Here is a 16,728-nt window from a genome sequence, read left to right as displayed (position 1 = left end):
GTCAGCACTAGTACGCTTACTCCGAGGCTGAAATTCGATGCATATCTCACTCAAGCAACAAGTCGCAATCGTTACCGGCGCCAGCTCCGGTCTGGGCGCAGGTGCTGCGCGAGCGCTGGCGGACGCCGGTGCAGCGTTGGTGATCAATTACAACTCCAAGGCTGAACCTGCCGAGAAGCTGGCTGAAGAGATTCGTGCAGCGGGCGGTCGTGCCCTTGCTGTCGGCGCCGACGTGTCGAAAGAAGCAGACGTCGAGCGCCTGTTTGCGCAGACCATCGAGCACTTTGGCGCATTGGACATCCTGGTCGCCAACTCGGGCCTGCAAAAAGACGCAGCCATCGTCGACATGAGCCTGGAAGACTGGAACACGGTCATCAACGTCAACCTGACCGGGCAATTTCTCTGTGCCCGCGCTGCGTTGCGCCAGTTCATCAAGCAAGGCATGCGCCCTGATGTGTCACGGGCGATGGGCAAGATCATTCACATGAGTTCAGTGCACCAGCTGATTCCATGGGCCGGGCACGTCAATTACGCAGCGTCCAAGGGCGGCGTCGATCTGTTGATGCGCAGCATCGCTCAGGAAGTCGGCGAGCTGAAAATTCGCGTCAACAGCGTTGCGCCGGGTGCCATTCGCACGCCGATCAATGCCGACGCACGCAAGGGCGACGCCGAGAAGGAAATGCTCAAGCTGATCCCTTATGGCCGTATCGGTGAGCCCGAAGACGTCGCCAATGCCGTGCTCTGGCTGGCCTCCGATGCCTCGGATTATGTGCACGGCACTACCCTGTACATCGACGGCGGGATGACCCTCTATCCGGAGTTCCGTGGCAATGGCTGATTTTCCCCAGGAAGCGCAAAACCGTATCGAAGACCACGGCATCATTGGCGATATGCGCAGCGCCGCGCTGATCGCCGACACGGGCAGTATCGACTTCTGCTGCTGGCCGGATTTCGACAGTCCGTCGATTTTCACCGCGCTGCTGGATACGCCCGATGCCGGGATTTTTCAACTGGCACCTGACTTGCCGGACGCCAGAAGGCTGCAGATTTACCTGCCCGACACCAATGTCCTGCAAACCCGCTGGATTTCCGAGGACGCAGTGGTGGAAGTCACCGACCTGATGCCGATTGGTGAAGATCAGGACGATCTGCCGCGCATCGTGCGCAGGGTTCAAGTGCGTTTTGGCGAGGCCACGATTCGCATGCGCTGCCGGGTACGCATGGACTACAGCCGAGCTGAAACCACCGCGCGTATCGATGGCCAGGACATCTGTTTCGAGGCCGAAGGGCAGCCAGGCATGCGCTTGTCGGCCGCTACGCCGCTACAGCTGGAGCAGCAAGACGCTGTGGCCGAGTTTCACATGCACAAAGGCCAGACCATCGAGTTCATTCTTGGCGGTATCGATGACCCGAACGTGGCCGCAGGCAAATGCTCGCGCTATTTCGACGACACGCTGAAATTCTGGCGGCGCTGGGCCGGGCAATCGCAATACAAGGGCCGCTGGCGTGAAATGGTCACTCGTTCGGCGCTGGCGCTCAAGCTGCTGACCTCGCGCAAGCATGGCGGTATTGTCGCAGCCGCGACGTTCGGTCTGCCGGAAACCGAGGGCGGCGAGCGCAACTGGGACTACCGTTACACCTGGATACGTGACGCATCATTCACCGTGTATGCGTTCATGCGCCTGGGGTACACCGATGAAGCCAATGCCTTCATGAGCTGGGTGCGCGGGCGACTGGATGACTGCTGTGAACAGACCGAGAAACTCGGCATTCTGTATGCCCTCGATGGCCACGCAGAATTGCCGGAAGACAATCTCGATCATTTGTCCGGCTACGGCGGTGCTCAGCCGGTACGCATCGGCAATGAGGCCTACAAGCAGGTTCAGCTGGATATCTATGGCGAACTGATGGACGCCGTCTACCTGGCCAACAAGTATGGAGACGCTATTTCCCATGATGGCTGGCAGCATGTCGTTCGCCAGGTTGACTACGTGTGCGAACACTGGAGCGACCGCGATGTGGGCATCTGGGAAATGCGCGGTGGCGATCAGCATTTTCTGCATTCGCGGCTGATGTGCTGGGTGGCACTGGACCGGGCACTGCGCCTGGCGTTCAAGCGCTCGCTGTCAGGACCCTTCGAGCGCTGGACCAAAGTACGCGAAGAGATCCATAACGACATCTGGGAAAACTTCTGGAACGAAGACCTGGGCCACTTCGTGCAGCACAAGGGCAGCCGCAATCTGGACGCCTCGATGTTGCTGATGCCGCTGGTGCGCTTTGTCGGCGCCAATGACCCGAAGTGGCTGGCGACGCTGGACGCCATCGAAGCAGCACTGGTGCGTGACGGGATGGTGTTCCGCTATCGCAACGATGATGATCACGATGACGGTCTGGCAGGCGAAGAGGGCGCATTCGTCGCCTGTTCGTTCTGGTACGTCGAATGTCTGGCCCGCGCCGGTCGGGTCGAGCAGGCGCATCTGGAGTTCGAACAATTGCTGCGTTACGCCAACCCGCTGGGCTTGTACGCCGAAGAATTCGACGCGCACGCTCATCATCTCGGTAACACACCGCAGGCCCTGAGCCATCTGGCGTTGATCAGTGCGGCCAGTTTTCTGGACCGCAAACTGGGCGGCGGGCAGGCGCTCTGGCAGCCTTGAGAGTGTGCGCGAACTGATCATGAATGAGAGTCAGAGGTTCATTCATGATCAGTTCGCCTGCAATGAATACCCTACCGGCTGTTCTTCCAGCCGGTAGTGCTGCGTAAGTGTCCCGCAATAGCTCAACCGTGGCAGATAGACGCCATCGCTGTTCAAGGCTGCTCGAATGGCGATGTTGTCGTCGCACATGGCCAGCCTGCGACCGCCAAGCAGCCCGATAGCTTGCCCGGAGCGCATTGCGCCCATCGGTGTCCAGTCGGCGATGATTAACGCACCTTTGGGTATGACCTGCTCATACGCGCGTACGAACTGCTCGGCAGAGCGGTCGCGCAGGTAAGGCACCATGAAATAACGGATATCGTCGCGATAGGGCAGCTCCTCCTTATGCTCAGGAAAATGTATGACTCCGTTTGCGTACAGTGAATACGCCAACAGAATCACTGTCGGCGAGGACAATACCGAGAGATTGAGCAAGATGCCGCGTGTCGAATTGCGTGGCAAAACCCGCCGCAGGTGGATCATGCCGATGATGCTCAGCATCGCCACACCGGGCAGAAAAAAGGTGAAACGGTCGGTCACGTTATAGGAAATGGCAAAAACCAGATTCAACAGCGCCGCGCTCCACAACAAACGCAGCCGACTCTCCTTGGGAAACAGCAGCCCCGCCAACTGCGGCCCTATCAGCGACAGCAGCAACAGTATGGCTGCGTTCTTTTCCTCCAGGAGTTCGTCGAAGCGCAACAGGCTGCCTTCCCACTCCGGCCCCGCAACGGTTGCGGAGGCTCCGGTCAGGTAACGCCGCGCAATATCCAGCAGACCCATTCCGCTGTTCAGGTCATTGAACAGCGCAACAGCGGCTGCCGCGAAGCCGAGCATGAAGCCGGGCAGGGTGATCAAAACGCGCGCCTTATGCAGGTACAGCACATGCAGGTACAGCGGCAGCAGGACCACGAAGGTCAGTTGATGGGTCGAGGCCGCCATGCCAGTCAGCACGCCAATCATGAACAGCTTTTTCAGCGGCGTCAGACGCTTGCTGTCATTGAACTGCAGTGTATAAGCCAGCAGTACGAACAGCGTGTGCAGCAGGTAAACCTCTGCTTTGGTCGACACCCAGAATATCCCGTGCGCCAATACCGTTGCTGCGCCAGCGAGTACGGCCTGACGTGGCCCGGCGCCGAGGCTTTGCGCCAGTCGATAGACGATCCATGCCAACGGCAGGAGCAGTAACGAATTCAGCAGGCTGAGCGCACGTGAGCCGAACAGTGTGAAGAATACCGAGTTGAGCAGTTGATAAAGCGGGTGCTCCAGCGGTCCGAGCGACTGACTGAAATAATGGCCTTCGCGGGCGTTGGCCAGAAACATGCCATTGTCCATCCATTGCACCGGCCCGCTGGAGGCCAGAAAACTTGCGGCGATGGCGGCACCCAGCAGAAACAGGGGCATGGCAATCGAGGTGCGCGAATCGGGTGGCATTGAACAGCTCCTCCGTGAGGTGAACAAAAGGTGTCGGGTGCCTGCTTTACTGCCTCAAGGCTGACGTCCCGGTGGTGCAGCGTTGAATCGGGAAAGCATCACGGCACCGATCGCCACTGCGAACCACAGGGTCGCCAGACGTATCAGCAGCGTGGCGGCAATCGCGTCGGCCCCAGGCATGCCCTTGAACATCAGCAGCCCGACCATCACTGCTTCGGCACTGCCCAGGCCACCCGGCATGAAGCTCAACGCTCCGGCGAGCATTGCCAGTGCATAGGTGAACACGGCAAACGTCAGTGGGATCTGCGCGCCCATCCAGCCAAGCATCCAGTAAAACGCTAGTGCCTCGGCGCTCCAGGCAAGCAGACTGAGCAGGCTGGCAGTCAGCAACACTCTTCCGTGCAGGCATTGACGGGCGGCGAGCAGGATGTCGAACAGCTGCCGCCGCAGCCTGCGCAGTCGTGTGCTCTTCTCCGTCGGCAGCGCACCTCGCATGCGCTTCAGCAAATGACCCTGAGACAGCACCAGCAGCCCCGCCAGAACCAGCGCCAGGCCGATAAAAATCATGGGTTGCGCCTGCTGGTACCATGACAAACCAAACAGCGTCAGCAGCACGATAGCCAGCAGGTCGGACAGGCGTTCGCTGAAAAATGCAGCAAAACTTCGTGGGTACGGTACGCCCAGCGGCCTGAGTAATACGCCACGCAATGCTTCGCCGGCCTTGCCGGGCGTGGTTGTCAGAGCAAAGCCGGCCAGGTAGATCCACAGGCTTTGCCGCCAGGCAAGCGGATGCCCCAGCACCTCAAGGTAAAGCTGCCAGCGTCCGAAGCGCAGCGCGTAGTTGATTGCCGACATCAGCAAGACCAAGCCAATGCCCTGCACCCCGACCTTGCCGGTTGCTGCGCTGACTGCCTGCCAGCCGCCCCACAGGGAAAATCCCAGATAGCCCAGTGCCGAGACGACGACCGACAGCAGCACCGCCCGATAGCGCCAGCCTGACAGCAGCGGCATGTCGCTCAAAGGTCGAGCCTTTTGAATAATGGCTGTGGAATCGCGCGAATCACCCACATGATCCATGCCCAGAAGCCCGGCGCATAAAGGCTTGTAGACCGGCGTGCGATGCCCTTGACGATGCGCTCCGCAACAGCTGCCGGTTGCGCAACCAGCAAGGCAGGCAACGGCAGGCCGTGGGTCATGGGCGTGTCGACAAAACCCGGCTTGATGGTCACTACGTGTACGCCGAGCTTGAACATCCGCGCCTGCAACCCGTCGCAGAACGTCGAGACGGCAGCCTTGGCCGAGCCGTACAGGTAATTGGACGGGCGTCCTCGATCACCAGCGACGGAGGAAAGCACTGCCAGTGTGCCGCAGCGCTGCACTTCGAAATGCCTGGCCAGCAGGGTCAGCAAGGCAATAACCGATGCACCGTTGGTGATGAATTCCTGTATGGCCAGGCCTGCGTATTGCTCGCAGGCCTTCTGGTCGGGCAGGGTGCCGTGAGCCACCAGGACGATATCGATCTGCCCCAATGCAGCCAGACAGTCGGCCAGCATCGCCGGGTGCTCTGAAAAGTGCGTAACGTCCAGTCGGTGTGTGTCGATACGCCCGGCACCGCGCGCCTTGAGATCGGCTGCATTGCTGTCGAGCTTCTCCATGTCGCGCGCCACCAGAAAAAAATCACAGCCCTGCGCGGCCCAGAGTCGGGCACAGGCGTGGGCGATGGCTGATGTCGCGCCGATGATCAGAATTTTTTTCATGGCATCACTCGTTTCCAGAAGCGGGACATCAAGGAAGGGTCACGCAGGGCTTCAAGTTGCTCCCAGGCTGGATAGGCCTGGCGGAAATCGCTTCCGGTCATGTGTGCATCTTTTGCCGGATATAGACGTCCACCCGCTTCACGGACAATGGCATCCAGGCGTGGGAACAGTGTTTCGGCCAGCTCGCGCGTCTGCGAAAAATCCAGTGCCAGCGAAGTACCCGGCATCGGGAAGGACAGCAGCCCCGGCGAAGCGATATCGCCGCAGCGCTTGAGTACCGCAAGGAATGAACCCCGGCCCGATGCAGCAATCGCATCGAGCAGCAGTTGCATGGCCTTGGGCGCGCAATGCTCGGGGATCACGCACTGATATTGCTGAAACCCTTTGCGACCATAAAGACGATTCCAGTGCTGGATGCGATCCAGCGGGTAGAAGAACGCTTCGCACGCGCTGCGGTGGGCCTTGGCCTGTTGTGGATGGGCGTGCCAGTAGATCGAATTGAATGCACGCAAGGACAGATGGTTGACCAGTGAAAGCGGGGCAATGAACGGTATGCTCAGACGCTTGGGCGCATCGACCGTTAGCGACCCATAACGAGCGTGGTCGCCGACGATGTACACGCCACGGCCGCTATTGCTGCCTCGCGCGAGGCAATCAATCCAGGCCACGCTGTATTCGTGCTGCGCGTCCAGCTCGTGCGACAGGGTAAAAAATTCTGCCAGATTGGCGAAGCGCACCACCGTGCTGTTGATCTGACTGGTACGGATCGGCATCAATTGCAGCTCGACCCGACTGATAACGCCGGTCAAGCCCAGGCCGCCGATGCTGGCAGCGAAAAACAAAGGGTTTTCCACGGCCGAACAAACCATCGGTGGCTCGCCATGACGGATCAATTCGAAACGCATGACATGACAGCCGAAGGTGCCGCGTAGATGATGATTCTTGCCGTGCACGTCGTTGGCAAGTGCGCCGCCTATCGTCACAAACTGCGTGCCCGGTGTGACCGGTAGAAACCAGCCGCGCGGGATTGCTGCCGCCAGCAGTTGTGACAGGGTCATGCCTGCTTCCAGTTGCACCACGCCGTTCTGCCAGTCTGCGGCGATGAAGCGATCCAGCTTGCGCATGTCCAGTACGTGACCACTGCTGGCCAGACAACTGTCGCCGTAGCTACGGCCGTTGCCGAACGGCAGGCTGGTGTGATGGTGCGCAAGTGTTTCTGAGATGTGCGCCGGCAAGCGATTTACCGCCTCACAGTCATGACCTTGCTGGGCAACCTGCGGGTAGCGCCCCCAGGAGTAGAGAGGCGCGCTCATGCGGCGATCCAGAACACCAGCAGGAACAGAAAACCGATCCCCTGGCTGATCCGGTCGCGGATCGCGAAAACTACCGGGTCCTCGTTCATCTGGCCGCGATGGGTGAGCATCCAGATCCGCGTGATCCAGAACAACAGCAACGGGCAGGCCAGCCAGATCACATGCGGATGCTGATACAGGGCTACCGTCGCGCCCTCATGGATGTACAGCGCCAGAACCATTACCGCCAGATTGCCCGACGATGCACCCAGGGAGGCGATCATGTCCAGATCGCCCGGGTAGTAGCCGCGGCCGCGTGTCTTGACGGTCACATCGCACAGCCTCGCGTCGCGCAGTTCGGCATAGCGCTTGACCAGCGCGAGGCTGAGAAACAGAAACATTGAAAATGCCAGAATCCAGAACGTCAGCGGTAACTGAAACGCCGCCGCACCGGCCAGGATGCGCGTGGTGTAGAGCATCGCCAGAACAATGACATCGACTGCCATGTGGCGCTTGAGGTAAAGCGAGTAGACCAGCGTCAGCAGGTAATAGGCAGCCAGCACCGCCGCAAATTGCCATGGCAACATGATTGCGGCCAGGGCGAAGGCTGCTGCGAGCAACAGCGGGATCACCAGCAGGCCGGACTCGATCGGCAACTGACCGCTGGCGAACGGGCGCTCGCGTTTGCTGCGATGGTGGCGGTCATCTGCCAGATCAAGCAGGTCATTGAGCAGGTAGACGCTTGATGCGCACAGCCCGAAACACAAAAGTGCGAGCAATCCGTCGAGCAGCAATTGCATGCTCTGGACTTGGTGAGCGGCGAGCAGAGGCACAAAAAGCAGTGTGTTTTTCAGCCATTGGTGGAGGCGTAACGCCTTGCGCCACGCACTGCGTCGGGACGATGTGGATTTGATCACCTGTTCGACGTTTCCTTGTGCCCGCGCCGCGCGTTCCACACCTGCGAGCGGGCTGGCGACGATGGCCTTGCGTGAGACTTTCCAGATGCACAGGTCGTCCCGGGAATTACCGATGTAATCAAAACCGCCCTCACCATAATGGCTGACCAGCAAATCGCGTTTGCGATGGGCAGAAAGATTGGTTTTACCGTCCGAGGCCCAGACCTGATCAAACATTTGCAGGTGAGCTGCGATCTGGTTGGCAAGGGTTTCGTGAGAGGCCGTTGCCAGAATCACCCTGCGCCCGTGCTGCCGCTTGGCCTGGATATAAGCAATGACCGCAGCGTCGTAGGGCAGTAACGCAACGTCGATGTTGGTGCCCAGAGCCAGCCCTTGCTTTAGGAGCGCCTTGCCTTGTAACAGCCAGGTAAAAAGCCTGAATACCTGCAGTGGTCGGCCGCGGATAAAGGCCACCGCAGTTTCAAACAGCAAATCTGAACGCAGCAGCGTTCCATCGAGGTCGACAACCAGAGGTGTATCAACCTCAAGAGCTCTTCCTTGAGTGCCGGGCATGGACAGTTGCTCCTGTAAAAGTGAGCGCACTATGGAACAAAGCCGGACAATCGCCACATCAATAAAATTAAACGATATCCATCATTCAGCCGTGCCTGTGGCGTCAGAAAAATTAAGGGGCGGGCAACTATGACTGCATGAACGCTATTGATTCATTGATTGATCAACTCACGGAGTCTGGTGCGGAAACTGTAAAGTTAATGAGTCATTTCAAATAGCTGATTAACCCGGAGGACTCTATTCGCGCGTTGATACAAGGCGTTCGGCATAAGGTGGCAGAACGGGCGAGCCTGGATAAACATCGCGGTGACCACTTGTTCGGCATGGCGAGTCATAATGACGCCTTTGTTGACCGTCTGCCGGAGTCGTAATGACCCATCCCCTGTTGCGTGAGCTGATACCGTTGGTGTCCGACCTGTCCAGAGAACTGCCGGACGAAGAGCGTTATCGGCGTCTGCTGTGCTCGCTGCGCCACTGGTTGCCTTGCGACGCTACTGCACTGCTCAGGCTAGAGGGTGATGTGCTGATTCCGCTGGCGGTCGACGGCCTCAGTCCGGACACGCTCGGCCGTCGCTTCCGGGTCAGCGAGCATCCGCGCTTCGAGGCGTTGCTTGCGAGTGACGGGCCGCTGCGCTTTGCTGCCGATTGCGATTTACCGGACCCTTATGACGGGCTGGTCGACGGTCATGGTGCGCTGGAAGTGCATGATTGCCTGGGCTGCGTGCTGTCTGTTCAAGGGCGGCCCTGGGGGCTTATTACCCTGGATTCGCTGGACCCTTCCAGCTTTGGCAGCGTCGATCTGGATAACCTGCAGGCCTTTGCCAGTCTCGCAGCGGCAACGGTCATGGCGGGCGAGCGTATCAACCAGTTGGCGCGGGGCTTTGAAGATCAGCGTCAGTTGGCCGAGGTCTACAAGCGCGCTGCCGGTGGGCGAGCACCTCGCGAGCTGATTGGTCAGAGCGCGGTTCACCAGCGTATGCAGCAGGAGATTGAACTGGTCGGCAACAGCCCGCTGACGGTACTGGTCACGGGAGAAACCGGTGTCGGCAAGGAGTTGGTGGCCGAGTCCATCCATCTACACTCGCCGCGGGCACACAAGCCGCTGATCAGCCTCAACTGCGCCGCGCTGCCTGAAATGCTGGTCGAAAGCGAATTGTTCGGGCATGTCAAAGGCGCTTTTTCCGGGGCGGTCAACGGGCGTAGCGGCAGGTTCGAGCTGGCGGATGGCGGTACGTTGTTCCTTGACGAGGTGGGTGAGCTGCCATTGTCGGTGCAATCCAAGCTGTTGCGTGTGCTGCAAAGTGGTCAGTTGCAACGGGTCGGTGCTGATCAGGAACACCATGTGGATGTGCGCATCATCGCTGCCACCAATCGTGATCTGGCCGAGGAAGTGCGCTCCGGCCGGTTTCGGGCGGATCTCTATCATCGATTGAGCGTCTACCCGCTGCTCGTGCCAGCACTGCGCGAGCGCGGACGGGATGTGTTGCTGCTGGCCGGCTATTTTCTCGAGGAAAACCGTGTGCGCATGGGGCTACGTGGACTGCGTCTGAGCGCCGAGGCGCAGCGGCTGCTGCTCGCGCACCCCTGGCCGGGTAACGTTCGTGAGCTGGAGCACCTGATCAGCCGGGCGGTGCTCAAGGCGTTGTCTGCCCATCCGCAAAAGCCGCGCATCCTGACGGTCGAAGGGGCAGCGCTGGGTCTCGACGGCTCGGCGTCTGCCACGCCACTACCCACGGCTGAAAAAGCCCTTTCAGCGGCTGTGCAGGGGGCAGGGCTCAAGGCGTCGGTGGATGCTTTTCAGCGTTCTTTGATTGTTGATTGTCTTGAACGACATCAAGGCCGTTGGGCAGAAGTGGCGCGCGATTTAGCGGTGGACAGAGCCAATCTCAATCGACTTGCCAAGCGCCTGGGTATTCGCTGATATATCCGAATGGGGATGTTCGTTGGTCGCCGATATTGAAAAAAGAATGAATTTCTTTGCAGTGAATGCAGTCACCTATACTTCAAGCCACTGCTGAAAAAAGGATCAGGCTTTCAATGGCACTTCCAAAGCATTACCGCATTGATTATCTGCTGAACGGTTCGTTCAAGAGTTTTTATATACGCACCGAGAATATGGACAACGCTGAAGCATGGCACTGTGCAAGTGTCGACGCGGGTCTTGCGCGCATACCGAAATACCGTTTGGAGAAAGTCGCCAAAGTGTCCAAACCTTATGCGGAACACTTTGGTGTCACCAATGTGGAGTGGGCTCAGGCCTGAACCCACTCCTCGGTCAGTTCAATCAACGGTGGGCTATCTGCTCCAGCGCCAGATTGCGTGTACGTGGTCCGAACCGGCCAATGGTGATGATCACGATCAGCATGCTGCCAACGATGAACGCCAGTACGCCCGGTGTGCCGAAGTGGTCGAGGAAAATCCCGATCAGCAGGCTGCTGAACACTGTTGACAGGCGGCTGAACGAGTAGCAAAAGCCCACGGCACGTGCGCGGATGTTGGTCGGAAACAACTCGCCCTGGTATGAGTGATAACTGAAGCTCAGCCATGCGTTGCAGAATGTGATCATGATCCCGCAGAAAATAAGGCCTGCCGCGCTGGTCTGGAAGGCAAACATGCTGCCGAAGATCATCGCTCCCAACGCTGAGCCGACGATTTGCCATTTGTTCTCGAAGCGGTTGGCAAATTTCACGAACAGCAACGGGCCGAGCGGGTAGGCCAGCGTGATCACGAACGCGTACCCCAGGCTGTGTGTGACACTCAGGCCCTGGCCGGAAAGCAGGGCGGGTAGCCAGTTACCAAAGCCGAAGAAGCCAATGGCCTGGAAGACGTGAAATACGATCAGCATCAGTGCACGACGACGGTATGGCGGTTGCCACATATCAGCGAAGCGGCCGTTGCCTGACAGCGCGACTTTCTCCGGTTCAGGTTCATCCAGCGGCTTGCCCTGGTCTTTGATACAACGTGCTTCAATTCCGTCCATGATCAGTTCGGCTTCGTCGAAACGCCCCTGCTGCGCCAGCCAGCGAGGTGATTCTGGCAGTGCTGAACGCAGCCACCAGACAAACAGCGCAAATACCGCGCTGCCAATCACCACCCAGCGCCATCCGGAAAAGCCGAAGGGTGCTTGGGGCACCAGCCACCATGACATTAGCGCCACGCTGGGGACTGACAGGAACTGGATGAAAAATGCGAAGGCGAACGCCGAACTGCGTATGCGTTTGGGCACCAGTTCCGACAGGTAAGTGTCGATGGTCACCAGCTCGACGCCCAAGCCGATACCCACTAAAAAGCGCATGCCAATCACGCCCAGAGCGGAGGTCTGCAGACCCATGATCACCGTGGCAATGGTGTACCAGATCAGCGCGAAGGTAAAAATTGCGCGGCGACCGTAACGGTCGGCAATCGGGCTAACCAGACTGGCACCGAAAAACAGACCCAGAAAGGTCGCCGAGGCAAAGGCTGCCTGATCGGAAAAGCCGAACAGGCCCTGGTTTCCCGTGGCAAAGATTCCGTCGCGAATCAGGCCGGGGCTGATATAGGCCGTCTGAAACAGGTCGTAAAGCTCGAAAAAACCGGCGATAGACAGCAGGGCGACCAGTTTCCAGATAGTGGCAACCGCAGGCAGTCGATCAATACGCGCCGAGATATACGCTGCCCGCAGCTGTTCGCCCTTGGGTGCACCTGTGCGAGGTGATGAGTTCATCGATGGCCATCCTGAGTGCTTGTAGATGCCTGAATGGTACTCTTTACAATTTGTAATGAATGGTCTTTTAATGCGGTTAATGGCCCCTAAAAGATTAATAATTGTTTAGTTGGTGCGGTTTTTGAGTGTTTATACCGGTTAGCTCAGGCTGTACGCCGTTGAAATAGCTTGTGATTAGCAATGCAGCGCCAGCCTCAAAGACCAGCAAGCGTCAAAACAGCAGGCATGAAGCCGCCAATGATGTATCAACATGTGTCGCAAAACCTTAGGATGAGGGTCTTGATTTTCTGCCTGTCGGGTTCCCGTGACGTACAAACTGCCCACCACTGCAACAGCCCCTTTCTGCCCATCGGCGACCACCGACAGCGTGACCATCCCGCCGAATGCGTCCTTGCTGCGCAAGATGATGCTGTTCGTGGGACCCGGCCTGCTGGTTTCCATCGGTTACATGGACCCCGGCAACTGGGCGACGGCTATCGAGGCCGGGTCGCGCTTTGGCTATTCATTGTTGTTTGTGGTGGTGCTGGCCAGTCTGTCGGGAATGGTCTTGCAAAACCTCTGTTCCCGCCTTGGCATCGCCACCGGGCGTGATCTGGCGCAGCTGTCTGCTGCCCGCTACAGCCGTAATGTCGCCAAAGGCCAGTGGCTGCTGGCAGAGCTGTCGATTATCGCCACCGATCTGGCAGAGGTGCTGGGGGCGGCGTTGGCGTTTCATCTGTTGTTGGGCGTGTCGATCACCACCGGTGTAGCGCTGACCGCTTTCGATACCCTGATCGTGCTGGCCTTGCAGGGCGCCAATTTCCGGCGTCTGGAAGCTATCGTGCTGGGGTTGATTGCAACCATTGCCAGTTGTTTTGCCGTCGAGCTGTTTCTGATCAAGCCATTCTGGCCGGATGTGGTGGCGGGCCTGAAACCGAGCTGGGATGTACTGAGCAGCCAGGAGCCGCTGTATATCGCCATCGGTATTCTGGGTGCCACAGTCATGCCGCATAACCTTTATCTGCATTCGTCGGTGGTGCAGACCCGCGTCAATGGTGCTGATCTGGCCAGCAAAGCCACTGCCATTCGCTACGCCCGACTGGACACTATCGGTTCGCTGAGCCTTGCGCTGCTGATCAATGCGGCGATTCTGATCCTCGCGGCTGCGGCGTTTCACAAGACCGGGCATACCGAAGTTGTCGAGATTCAGGACGCTTATCACCTGCTTGATCCATTGGTCGGCGGTGCCATTGCCAGCGTGCTGTTCGGCGTCGCCTTGCTGGCGGCAGGGCAAAGTTCGACGTTCACGGGAACCATCGCCGGGCAGGTGGTGCTCGAAGGCTTTCTGCAGGCCAAAATTCCTTGCTGGCAGCGGCGCTTGATTACTCGCGCACTGGCACTGATTCCGGCGCTGATCGGCGTGATCTGGCTGGGTGACAGTTCGGTCGGCAAGATGCTGGTGCTCAGCCAGGTGGTGCTGAGCCTGCAACTGCCGTTTGCGCTCTGGCCGCTGATTCGCTTTACCAGTGATCCGCAGTTGATGGGGCCGTTCGTCAACAGTCGGTTGGTCAAGATTGCCGCCTGGGGTCTGTTCGGTCTGATCTCGGCGGCCAATCTGACGCTGCTGTGGTTCTGGGTGAGCTGAACTTGATCGCCGTAAGTCACTCTCAAACCTGACACCAATGTTCGCTGTCAGGGAGCCGGAAATGACCACAACCGATGAAAAGGGTGCAGTGTTCGAAACCGATTTGCCGGCTCGTCTGGACCGCTTGCCCTGGGGGCGGTTTCACACCTTACTGGTTGTGGCGCTGGGTATCACCTGGTTGCTCGATGGCCTGGAAGTGACCCTTGCCGGCTCGGTGGCTGGCGCCCTGAAAGCCAGTCCGGCGCTCAACCTGACCAACAGTGACGTGGGCCTGGCGGGTGCCGCGTATATCGCCGGTGCCGTAATCGGCGCATTATTTTTTGGCTGGCTGGCGGACCGTCTCGGGCGTCGCAAACTGTTCTTCATCACCTTGCTGCTGTACGTCGGTGCCACGGCCGCCACGGCGTTTTCATTCAGTGTCTGGAGCTTCATGCTGTTCCGTTTTCTGACCGGCATGGGTATCGGTGGCGAGTACACCGCAATCAATTCGACGATCCAGGAATTTACCCCGGCGCGTTACCGGGGCTGGGTCGACCTGACCATCAATGGCACGTTCTGGCTGGGTGCTGCGCTGGGCGCGATTGGCTCGATTGTGTTGCTCGATCCGCAATGGGTAGGTGCCGAACTGGGCTGGCGCCTGTGTTTCGGGATCGGTGCGGTATTGGGCCTGCTGGTGCTGCTGATGCGTCTGTGGCTGCCGGAGAGCCCGCGCTGGCTGTTGATTCACGGCCAGGCCACGCAGGCGAAAAAGATCGTTGAACAGATAGAGGCCGATTTGCAGCGCCAGGGCCATGTGCTGCCCGCGGTGCAGGGCAAACCCTTGCGCCTGCACGTGCGCGACCACACGCCACTGGGGGAGGTTGCCAGAACCTTGCTGGTGACGTTTCGCCAGCGTTCGCTGGTTGGCCTGACGCTGCTGACGGCCCAGGCTTTTTTCTACAATGCGATTTTCTTCACTTACGCGTTGGTATTGACCGACTTCTATGGCGTGCCGTCCGAGCGCGTCGGTTGGTATGTGTTACCGCTGGCGTTGGGTAATTTCTGCGGTCCGCTGCTGCTGGGCAGGTTGTTTGACGTGGTGGGGCGGCGGGTCATGATCAGCCTGACCTACGGTGTGTCAGGCGTGCTGTTGGCGATCAGTGGCTATATGTTCGAGCAAGGTCTGCTGGACGTAACCCAGCAGGCCATTGCCTGGATGGTGATTTTTTTCTTTGCTTCGGCAGCGGCCAGCTCGGCCTACCTGACAGTGGCCGAAACCTTTCCGCTGGAAATCCGCGCATTGGCGATTGCAGTGTTCTACGCCTTCGGTACGGGGCTGGGCGGGATGATAGGCCCGACGTTGTTTGGTGAGTTGATAGAAACCGGCGAACGCAGCAATGTGCTGATCGGCTATCTGATCGGGGCAGGGTTGATGATGTTCGCGGCGCTGGTGCAGTCGATATGGGGCGCGGCTGCCGAGCGCAAGTCTCTGGAGGAAGTAGCGAGGCCGCTGTCGCAGGCCGGGGAAAGGTAAATGGTCAGTTACCGGAACACGCCACGAAGGCCATCGACTGACGCACGCAAGCCGACGATCCGCTCGCTGACTTCCTGCGCTTCATGCGGGCGAGAAGTACGCTCCAGGTACAAAAGATGTCCGGCAAGATTGGCCGAGACGCGTTCAAGGTCGTCGGCGGTGCGCCTGACGTAGGCCTGGATGTCTTTCAGTTGTTCGACTTGCACGGATGGTTCCCCTATAGGTCGCATCCGAGCGCACTAAATGACTAAATGAATGGGGGCTGTGACGAACCCCCTCAATCGAATTATCGACCGCTACAGTAGCTTTCTTTAGCGTCGCAGGTAAATAAACAGGTAATAAATTTTTGCCCGCTGCCGCCCAGCCTAATCGTCTTCCTGATCGTCATGTTCCGAGTAGGAATCCAGCAACTCGGCCAATGCCAGGGTACGGTCCAGCCCGCTGCGGCTGGACATGATTTCGGCCACTGCCTGCGTGGCGGCAATTCTGGCAGCTTCGCGTTCGGCATCGGTGTTATTGGGCGTGGCGGCCTGCGCAGCCTCAATAATCGATTGCTCAAAGGTATTCATGGTGCTCGCTCGTGAAATTCAAGTGCCTGTGATACCGAGAATGACGGATTGTTTCAAGGCCGATCAATCACCTTCGTAAGGAAATTCCTCCAGGGTCTGCATCAGTGCGACACCCTGCGGCCCTTGAAGATTGTCCAGCACCCAGCAACTGCTGGCATTTTTAGTCAACAACAGACGAGTGGTCTGGCTGGTGACCGGCTGCTGCGGGGCGTCTTTGTAGCCCAGGTTGTAGGTCATCTCGACCACTGCCTGCTTGTCGGAATTGGACACCAGCTTCCAGTCGATGGGCTTCTGCACATCGCCATCCTGCGCGTCGGTCCAGGGGTTGGCGCTGACTGCGCACTGATCACCGTTCTGACAGGCCCAGTCTTTTTTCAGCAAGCCCAGCAAAGGCTTGGACAGGTAATCAGCCGAGCCTTTGCCACTGAGGTAGAAGTCCTGATGCTTTTCGTAGACCCAGCGCGCTGTATCGACCGGGGTCGCGGCGGGGCAGGCGGCCTGGGCCGTTGATGAAAGCAGGCAGGCGAAGGCAATGGCGACGGTTCTGGACATGGAGCAGGCTCGCAGAGATGGTGGCAGTGAGGTTACATACTGAGAACATTGCATTTGTAAGGCATGCGGACAAAAAAGCAATGGTTTTAGGTGAAGCGGATGGCTGGAATAATATTGTG

15 protein-coding genes are annotated in these 16,728 nt (G+C 58.7%); 6 read left to right on the top strand and 9 right to left on the bottom strand.

The window, feature by feature from the left end:
• The first annotated feature begins 37 nt into the window (after positions 1 to 37).
• Together AO068_RS11875 and AO068_RS11870 are read left to right on the top strand one after the other, a co-directional pair.
• Positions 38 to 838, top strand: coding sequence for an SDR family oxidoreductase (locus tag AO068_RS11875; protein ID WP_058408446.1), 801 nt, complete (start codon positions 38 to 40; stop codon positions 836 to 838).
• On the top strand, positions 831 to 2,657 hold the full coding sequence (locus AO068_RS11870; protein ID WP_058408445.1) for a glycoside hydrolase family 15 protein: 1,827 nt from the start codon (positions 831 to 833) through the stop codon (positions 2,655 to 2,657). Before AO068_RS11875 ends, AO068_RS11870 begins: the two co-directional genes overlap by 8 nt.
• Before the next feature lie 48 nt (positions 2,658 to 2,705).
• On the opposite strand, the gene AO068_RS11865 is transcribed toward AO068_RS11870, so the two are convergent.
• From AO068_RS11865 to AO068_RS11845, 5 genes are read right to left on the bottom strand one after another with little or no spacing between them, the layout of a single operon-like run.
• Positions 2,706 to 4,130, bottom strand: a complete 1,425-nt coding sequence (locus AO068_RS11865) for a DUF2723 domain-containing protein (RefSeq protein ID WP_058408444.1) — start codon at positions 4,128 to 4,130, stop codon at positions 2,706 to 2,708.
• A 54-nt stretch (positions 4,131 to 4,184) separates the two neighbouring features.
• Positions 4,185 to 5,150, bottom strand: coding sequence for a lysylphosphatidylglycerol synthase transmembrane domain-containing protein (locus AO068_RS11860; protein ID WP_058408443.1), 966 nt, complete (start codon positions 5,148 to 5,150; stop codon positions 4,185 to 4,187).
• Entirely contained in the window at positions 5,147 to 5,887 is a 741-nt protein-coding gene (locus AO068_RS11855) for an SDR family oxidoreductase (protein ID WP_058408442.1), read from the bottom strand. Before AO068_RS11855 ends, AO068_RS11860 begins: the two co-directional genes overlap by 4 nt.
• A complete protein-coding gene (locus tag AO068_RS11850; RefSeq protein ID WP_058408441.1) occupies positions 5,884 to 7,200 on the bottom strand; it encodes an FAD-binding oxidoreductase in 1,317 nt (438 codons plus the stop codon). The genes AO068_RS11855 and AO068_RS11850 overlap by 4 nt, the downstream gene beginning before the upstream one ends.
• Positions 7,197 to 8,648 (bottom strand): UbiA family prenyltransferase, encoded by a 1,452-nt coding sequence (locus AO068_RS11845; RefSeq protein WP_058408440.1) that lies wholly within the window; start codon positions 8,646 to 8,648, stop codon positions 7,197 to 7,199. Before AO068_RS11845 ends, AO068_RS11850 begins: the two co-directional genes overlap by 4 nt.
• Before the next feature lie 370 nt (positions 8,649 to 9,018).
• Between AO068_RS11845 and norR the strand changes: the two genes are divergently transcribed.
• Together norR and AO068_RS11835 are read left to right on the top strand one after the other, a co-directional pair.
• Entirely contained in the window at positions 9,019 to 10,569 is a 1,551-nt protein-coding gene (gene norR, locus AO068_RS11840; protein ID WP_058408439.1) for a nitric oxide reductase transcriptional regulator NorR, read from the top strand.
• 116 nt (positions 10,570 to 10,685) lie between these two features.
• The gene (locus AO068_RS11835; protein WP_004658504.1) at positions 10,686 to 10,910 is read left to right on the top strand and encodes a DUF6555 family protein; all 225 of its coding nucleotides are present in this window, start codon (positions 10,686 to 10,688) and stop codon (positions 10,908 to 10,910) included.
• Between the two features lie 22 nt (positions 10,911 to 10,932).
• Here the strand turns inward: AO068_RS11835 and AO068_RS11830 are convergent, their stop codons facing one another.
• A complete protein-coding gene (locus AO068_RS11830; protein WP_058408438.1) occupies positions 10,933 to 12,351 on the bottom strand; it encodes an MFS transporter in 1,419 nt (472 codons plus the stop codon).
• 316 nt (positions 12,352 to 12,667) lie between these two features.
• Between AO068_RS11830 and AO068_RS11825 the strand changes: the two genes are divergently transcribed.
• On the top strand, positions 12,668 to 13,975 hold the full coding sequence (locus tag AO068_RS11825; protein WP_161796148.1) for an Nramp family divalent metal transporter: 1,308 nt from the start codon (positions 12,668 to 12,670) through the stop codon (positions 13,973 to 13,975).
• 61 nt (positions 13,976 to 14,036) lie between these two features.
• Positions 14,037 to 15,488: an MFS transporter gene (locus AO068_RS11820; RefSeq protein ID WP_058408437.1), complete on the top strand. Its 1,452-nt coding sequence runs from the start codon at positions 14,037 to 14,039 to the stop codon at positions 15,486 to 15,488.
• An 8-nt stretch (positions 15,489 to 15,496) separates the two neighbouring features.
• Here AO068_RS11820 and AO068_RS11815 read toward each other — a convergent pair whose 3' ends face one another.
• From AO068_RS11815 to AO068_RS11805, 3 genes are all read right to left on the bottom strand, one after another.
• Entirely contained in the window at positions 15,497 to 15,694 is a 198-nt protein-coding gene (locus AO068_RS11815) for a hypothetical protein (protein WP_002553811.1), read from the bottom strand.
• Between the two features lie 159 nt (positions 15,695 to 15,853).
• Positions 15,854 to 16,057, bottom strand: a complete 204-nt coding sequence (locus tag AO068_RS11810; RefSeq protein ID WP_002553810.1) for a hypothetical protein — start codon at positions 16,055 to 16,057, stop codon at positions 15,854 to 15,856.
• A 63-nt stretch (positions 16,058 to 16,120) separates the two neighbouring features.
• Positions 16,121 to 16,609, bottom strand: coding sequence for a DUF3828 domain-containing protein (locus tag AO068_RS11805; RefSeq protein WP_005733540.1), 489 nt, complete (start codon positions 16,607 to 16,609; stop codon positions 16,121 to 16,123).
• Positions 16,610 to 16,728 lie beyond the last annotated feature (119 nt).

Source organism: Pseudomonas sp. ICMP 3272 (assembly GCF_001466905.1).
In the GTDB taxonomy this organism is placed as follows: Bacteria; Pseudomonadota; Gammaproteobacteria; order Pseudomonadales; family Pseudomonadaceae; genus Aquipseudomonas; species Aquipseudomonas amygdali.
This window is presented reverse-complemented; position numbering and strand designations above follow the sequence as displayed.

What these genes read in the sequence shown, in the direction of transcription:
- AO068_RS11875 (WP_058408446.1), top strand. Translation starts at nt 38, where the DNA reads ATGCATATCTCACTCAAGCAACAAGTCGCAATCGTTACCGGCGCCAGC.
- AO068_RS11870 (WP_058408445.1), top strand. Translation starts at nt 831, where the DNA reads ATGGCTGATTTTCCCCAGGAAGCGCAAAACCGTATCGAAGACCACGGC.
- AO068_RS11865 (WP_058408444.1), bottom strand. Translation starts at nt 4,130, where the DNA reads ATGCCACCCGATTCGCGCACCTCGATTGCCATGCCCCTGTTTCTGCTG.
- AO068_RS11855 (WP_058408442.1), bottom strand. Translation starts at nt 5,887, where the DNA reads ATGAAAAAAATTCTGATCATCGGCGCGACATCAGCCATCGCCCACGCC.
- AO068_RS11850 (WP_058408441.1), bottom strand. Translation starts at nt 7,200, where the DNA reads ATGAGCGCGCCTCTCTACTCCTGGGGGCGCTACCCGCAGGTTGCCCAG.
- AO068_RS11845 (WP_058408440.1), bottom strand. Translation starts at nt 8,648, where the DNA reads ATGCCCGGCACTCAAGGAAGAGCTCTTGAGGTTGATACACCTCTGGTT.
- norR (WP_058408439.1), top strand. Translation starts at nt 9,019, where the DNA reads ATGACCCATCCCCTGTTGCGTGAGCTGATACCGTTGGTGTCCGACCTG.
- AO068_RS11835 (WP_004658504.1), top strand. Translation starts at nt 10,686, where the DNA reads ATGGCACTTCCAAAGCATTACCGCATTGATTATCTGCTGAACGGTTCG.
- AO068_RS11830 (WP_058408438.1), bottom strand. Translation starts at nt 12,351, where the DNA reads ATGAACTCATCACCTCGCACAGGTGCACCCAAGGGCGAACAGCTGCGG.
- AO068_RS11820 (WP_058408437.1), top strand. Translation starts at nt 14,037, where the DNA reads ATGACCACAACCGATGAAAAGGGTGCAGTGTTCGAAACCGATTTGCCG.
- AO068_RS11810 (WP_002553810.1), bottom strand. Translation starts at nt 16,057, where the DNA reads ATGAATACCTTTGAGCAATCGATTATTGAGGCTGCGCAGGCCGCCACG.
- AO068_RS11805 (WP_005733540.1), bottom strand. Translation starts at nt 16,609, where the DNA reads ATGTCCAGAACCGTCGCCATTGCCTTCGCCTGCCTGCTTTCATCAACG.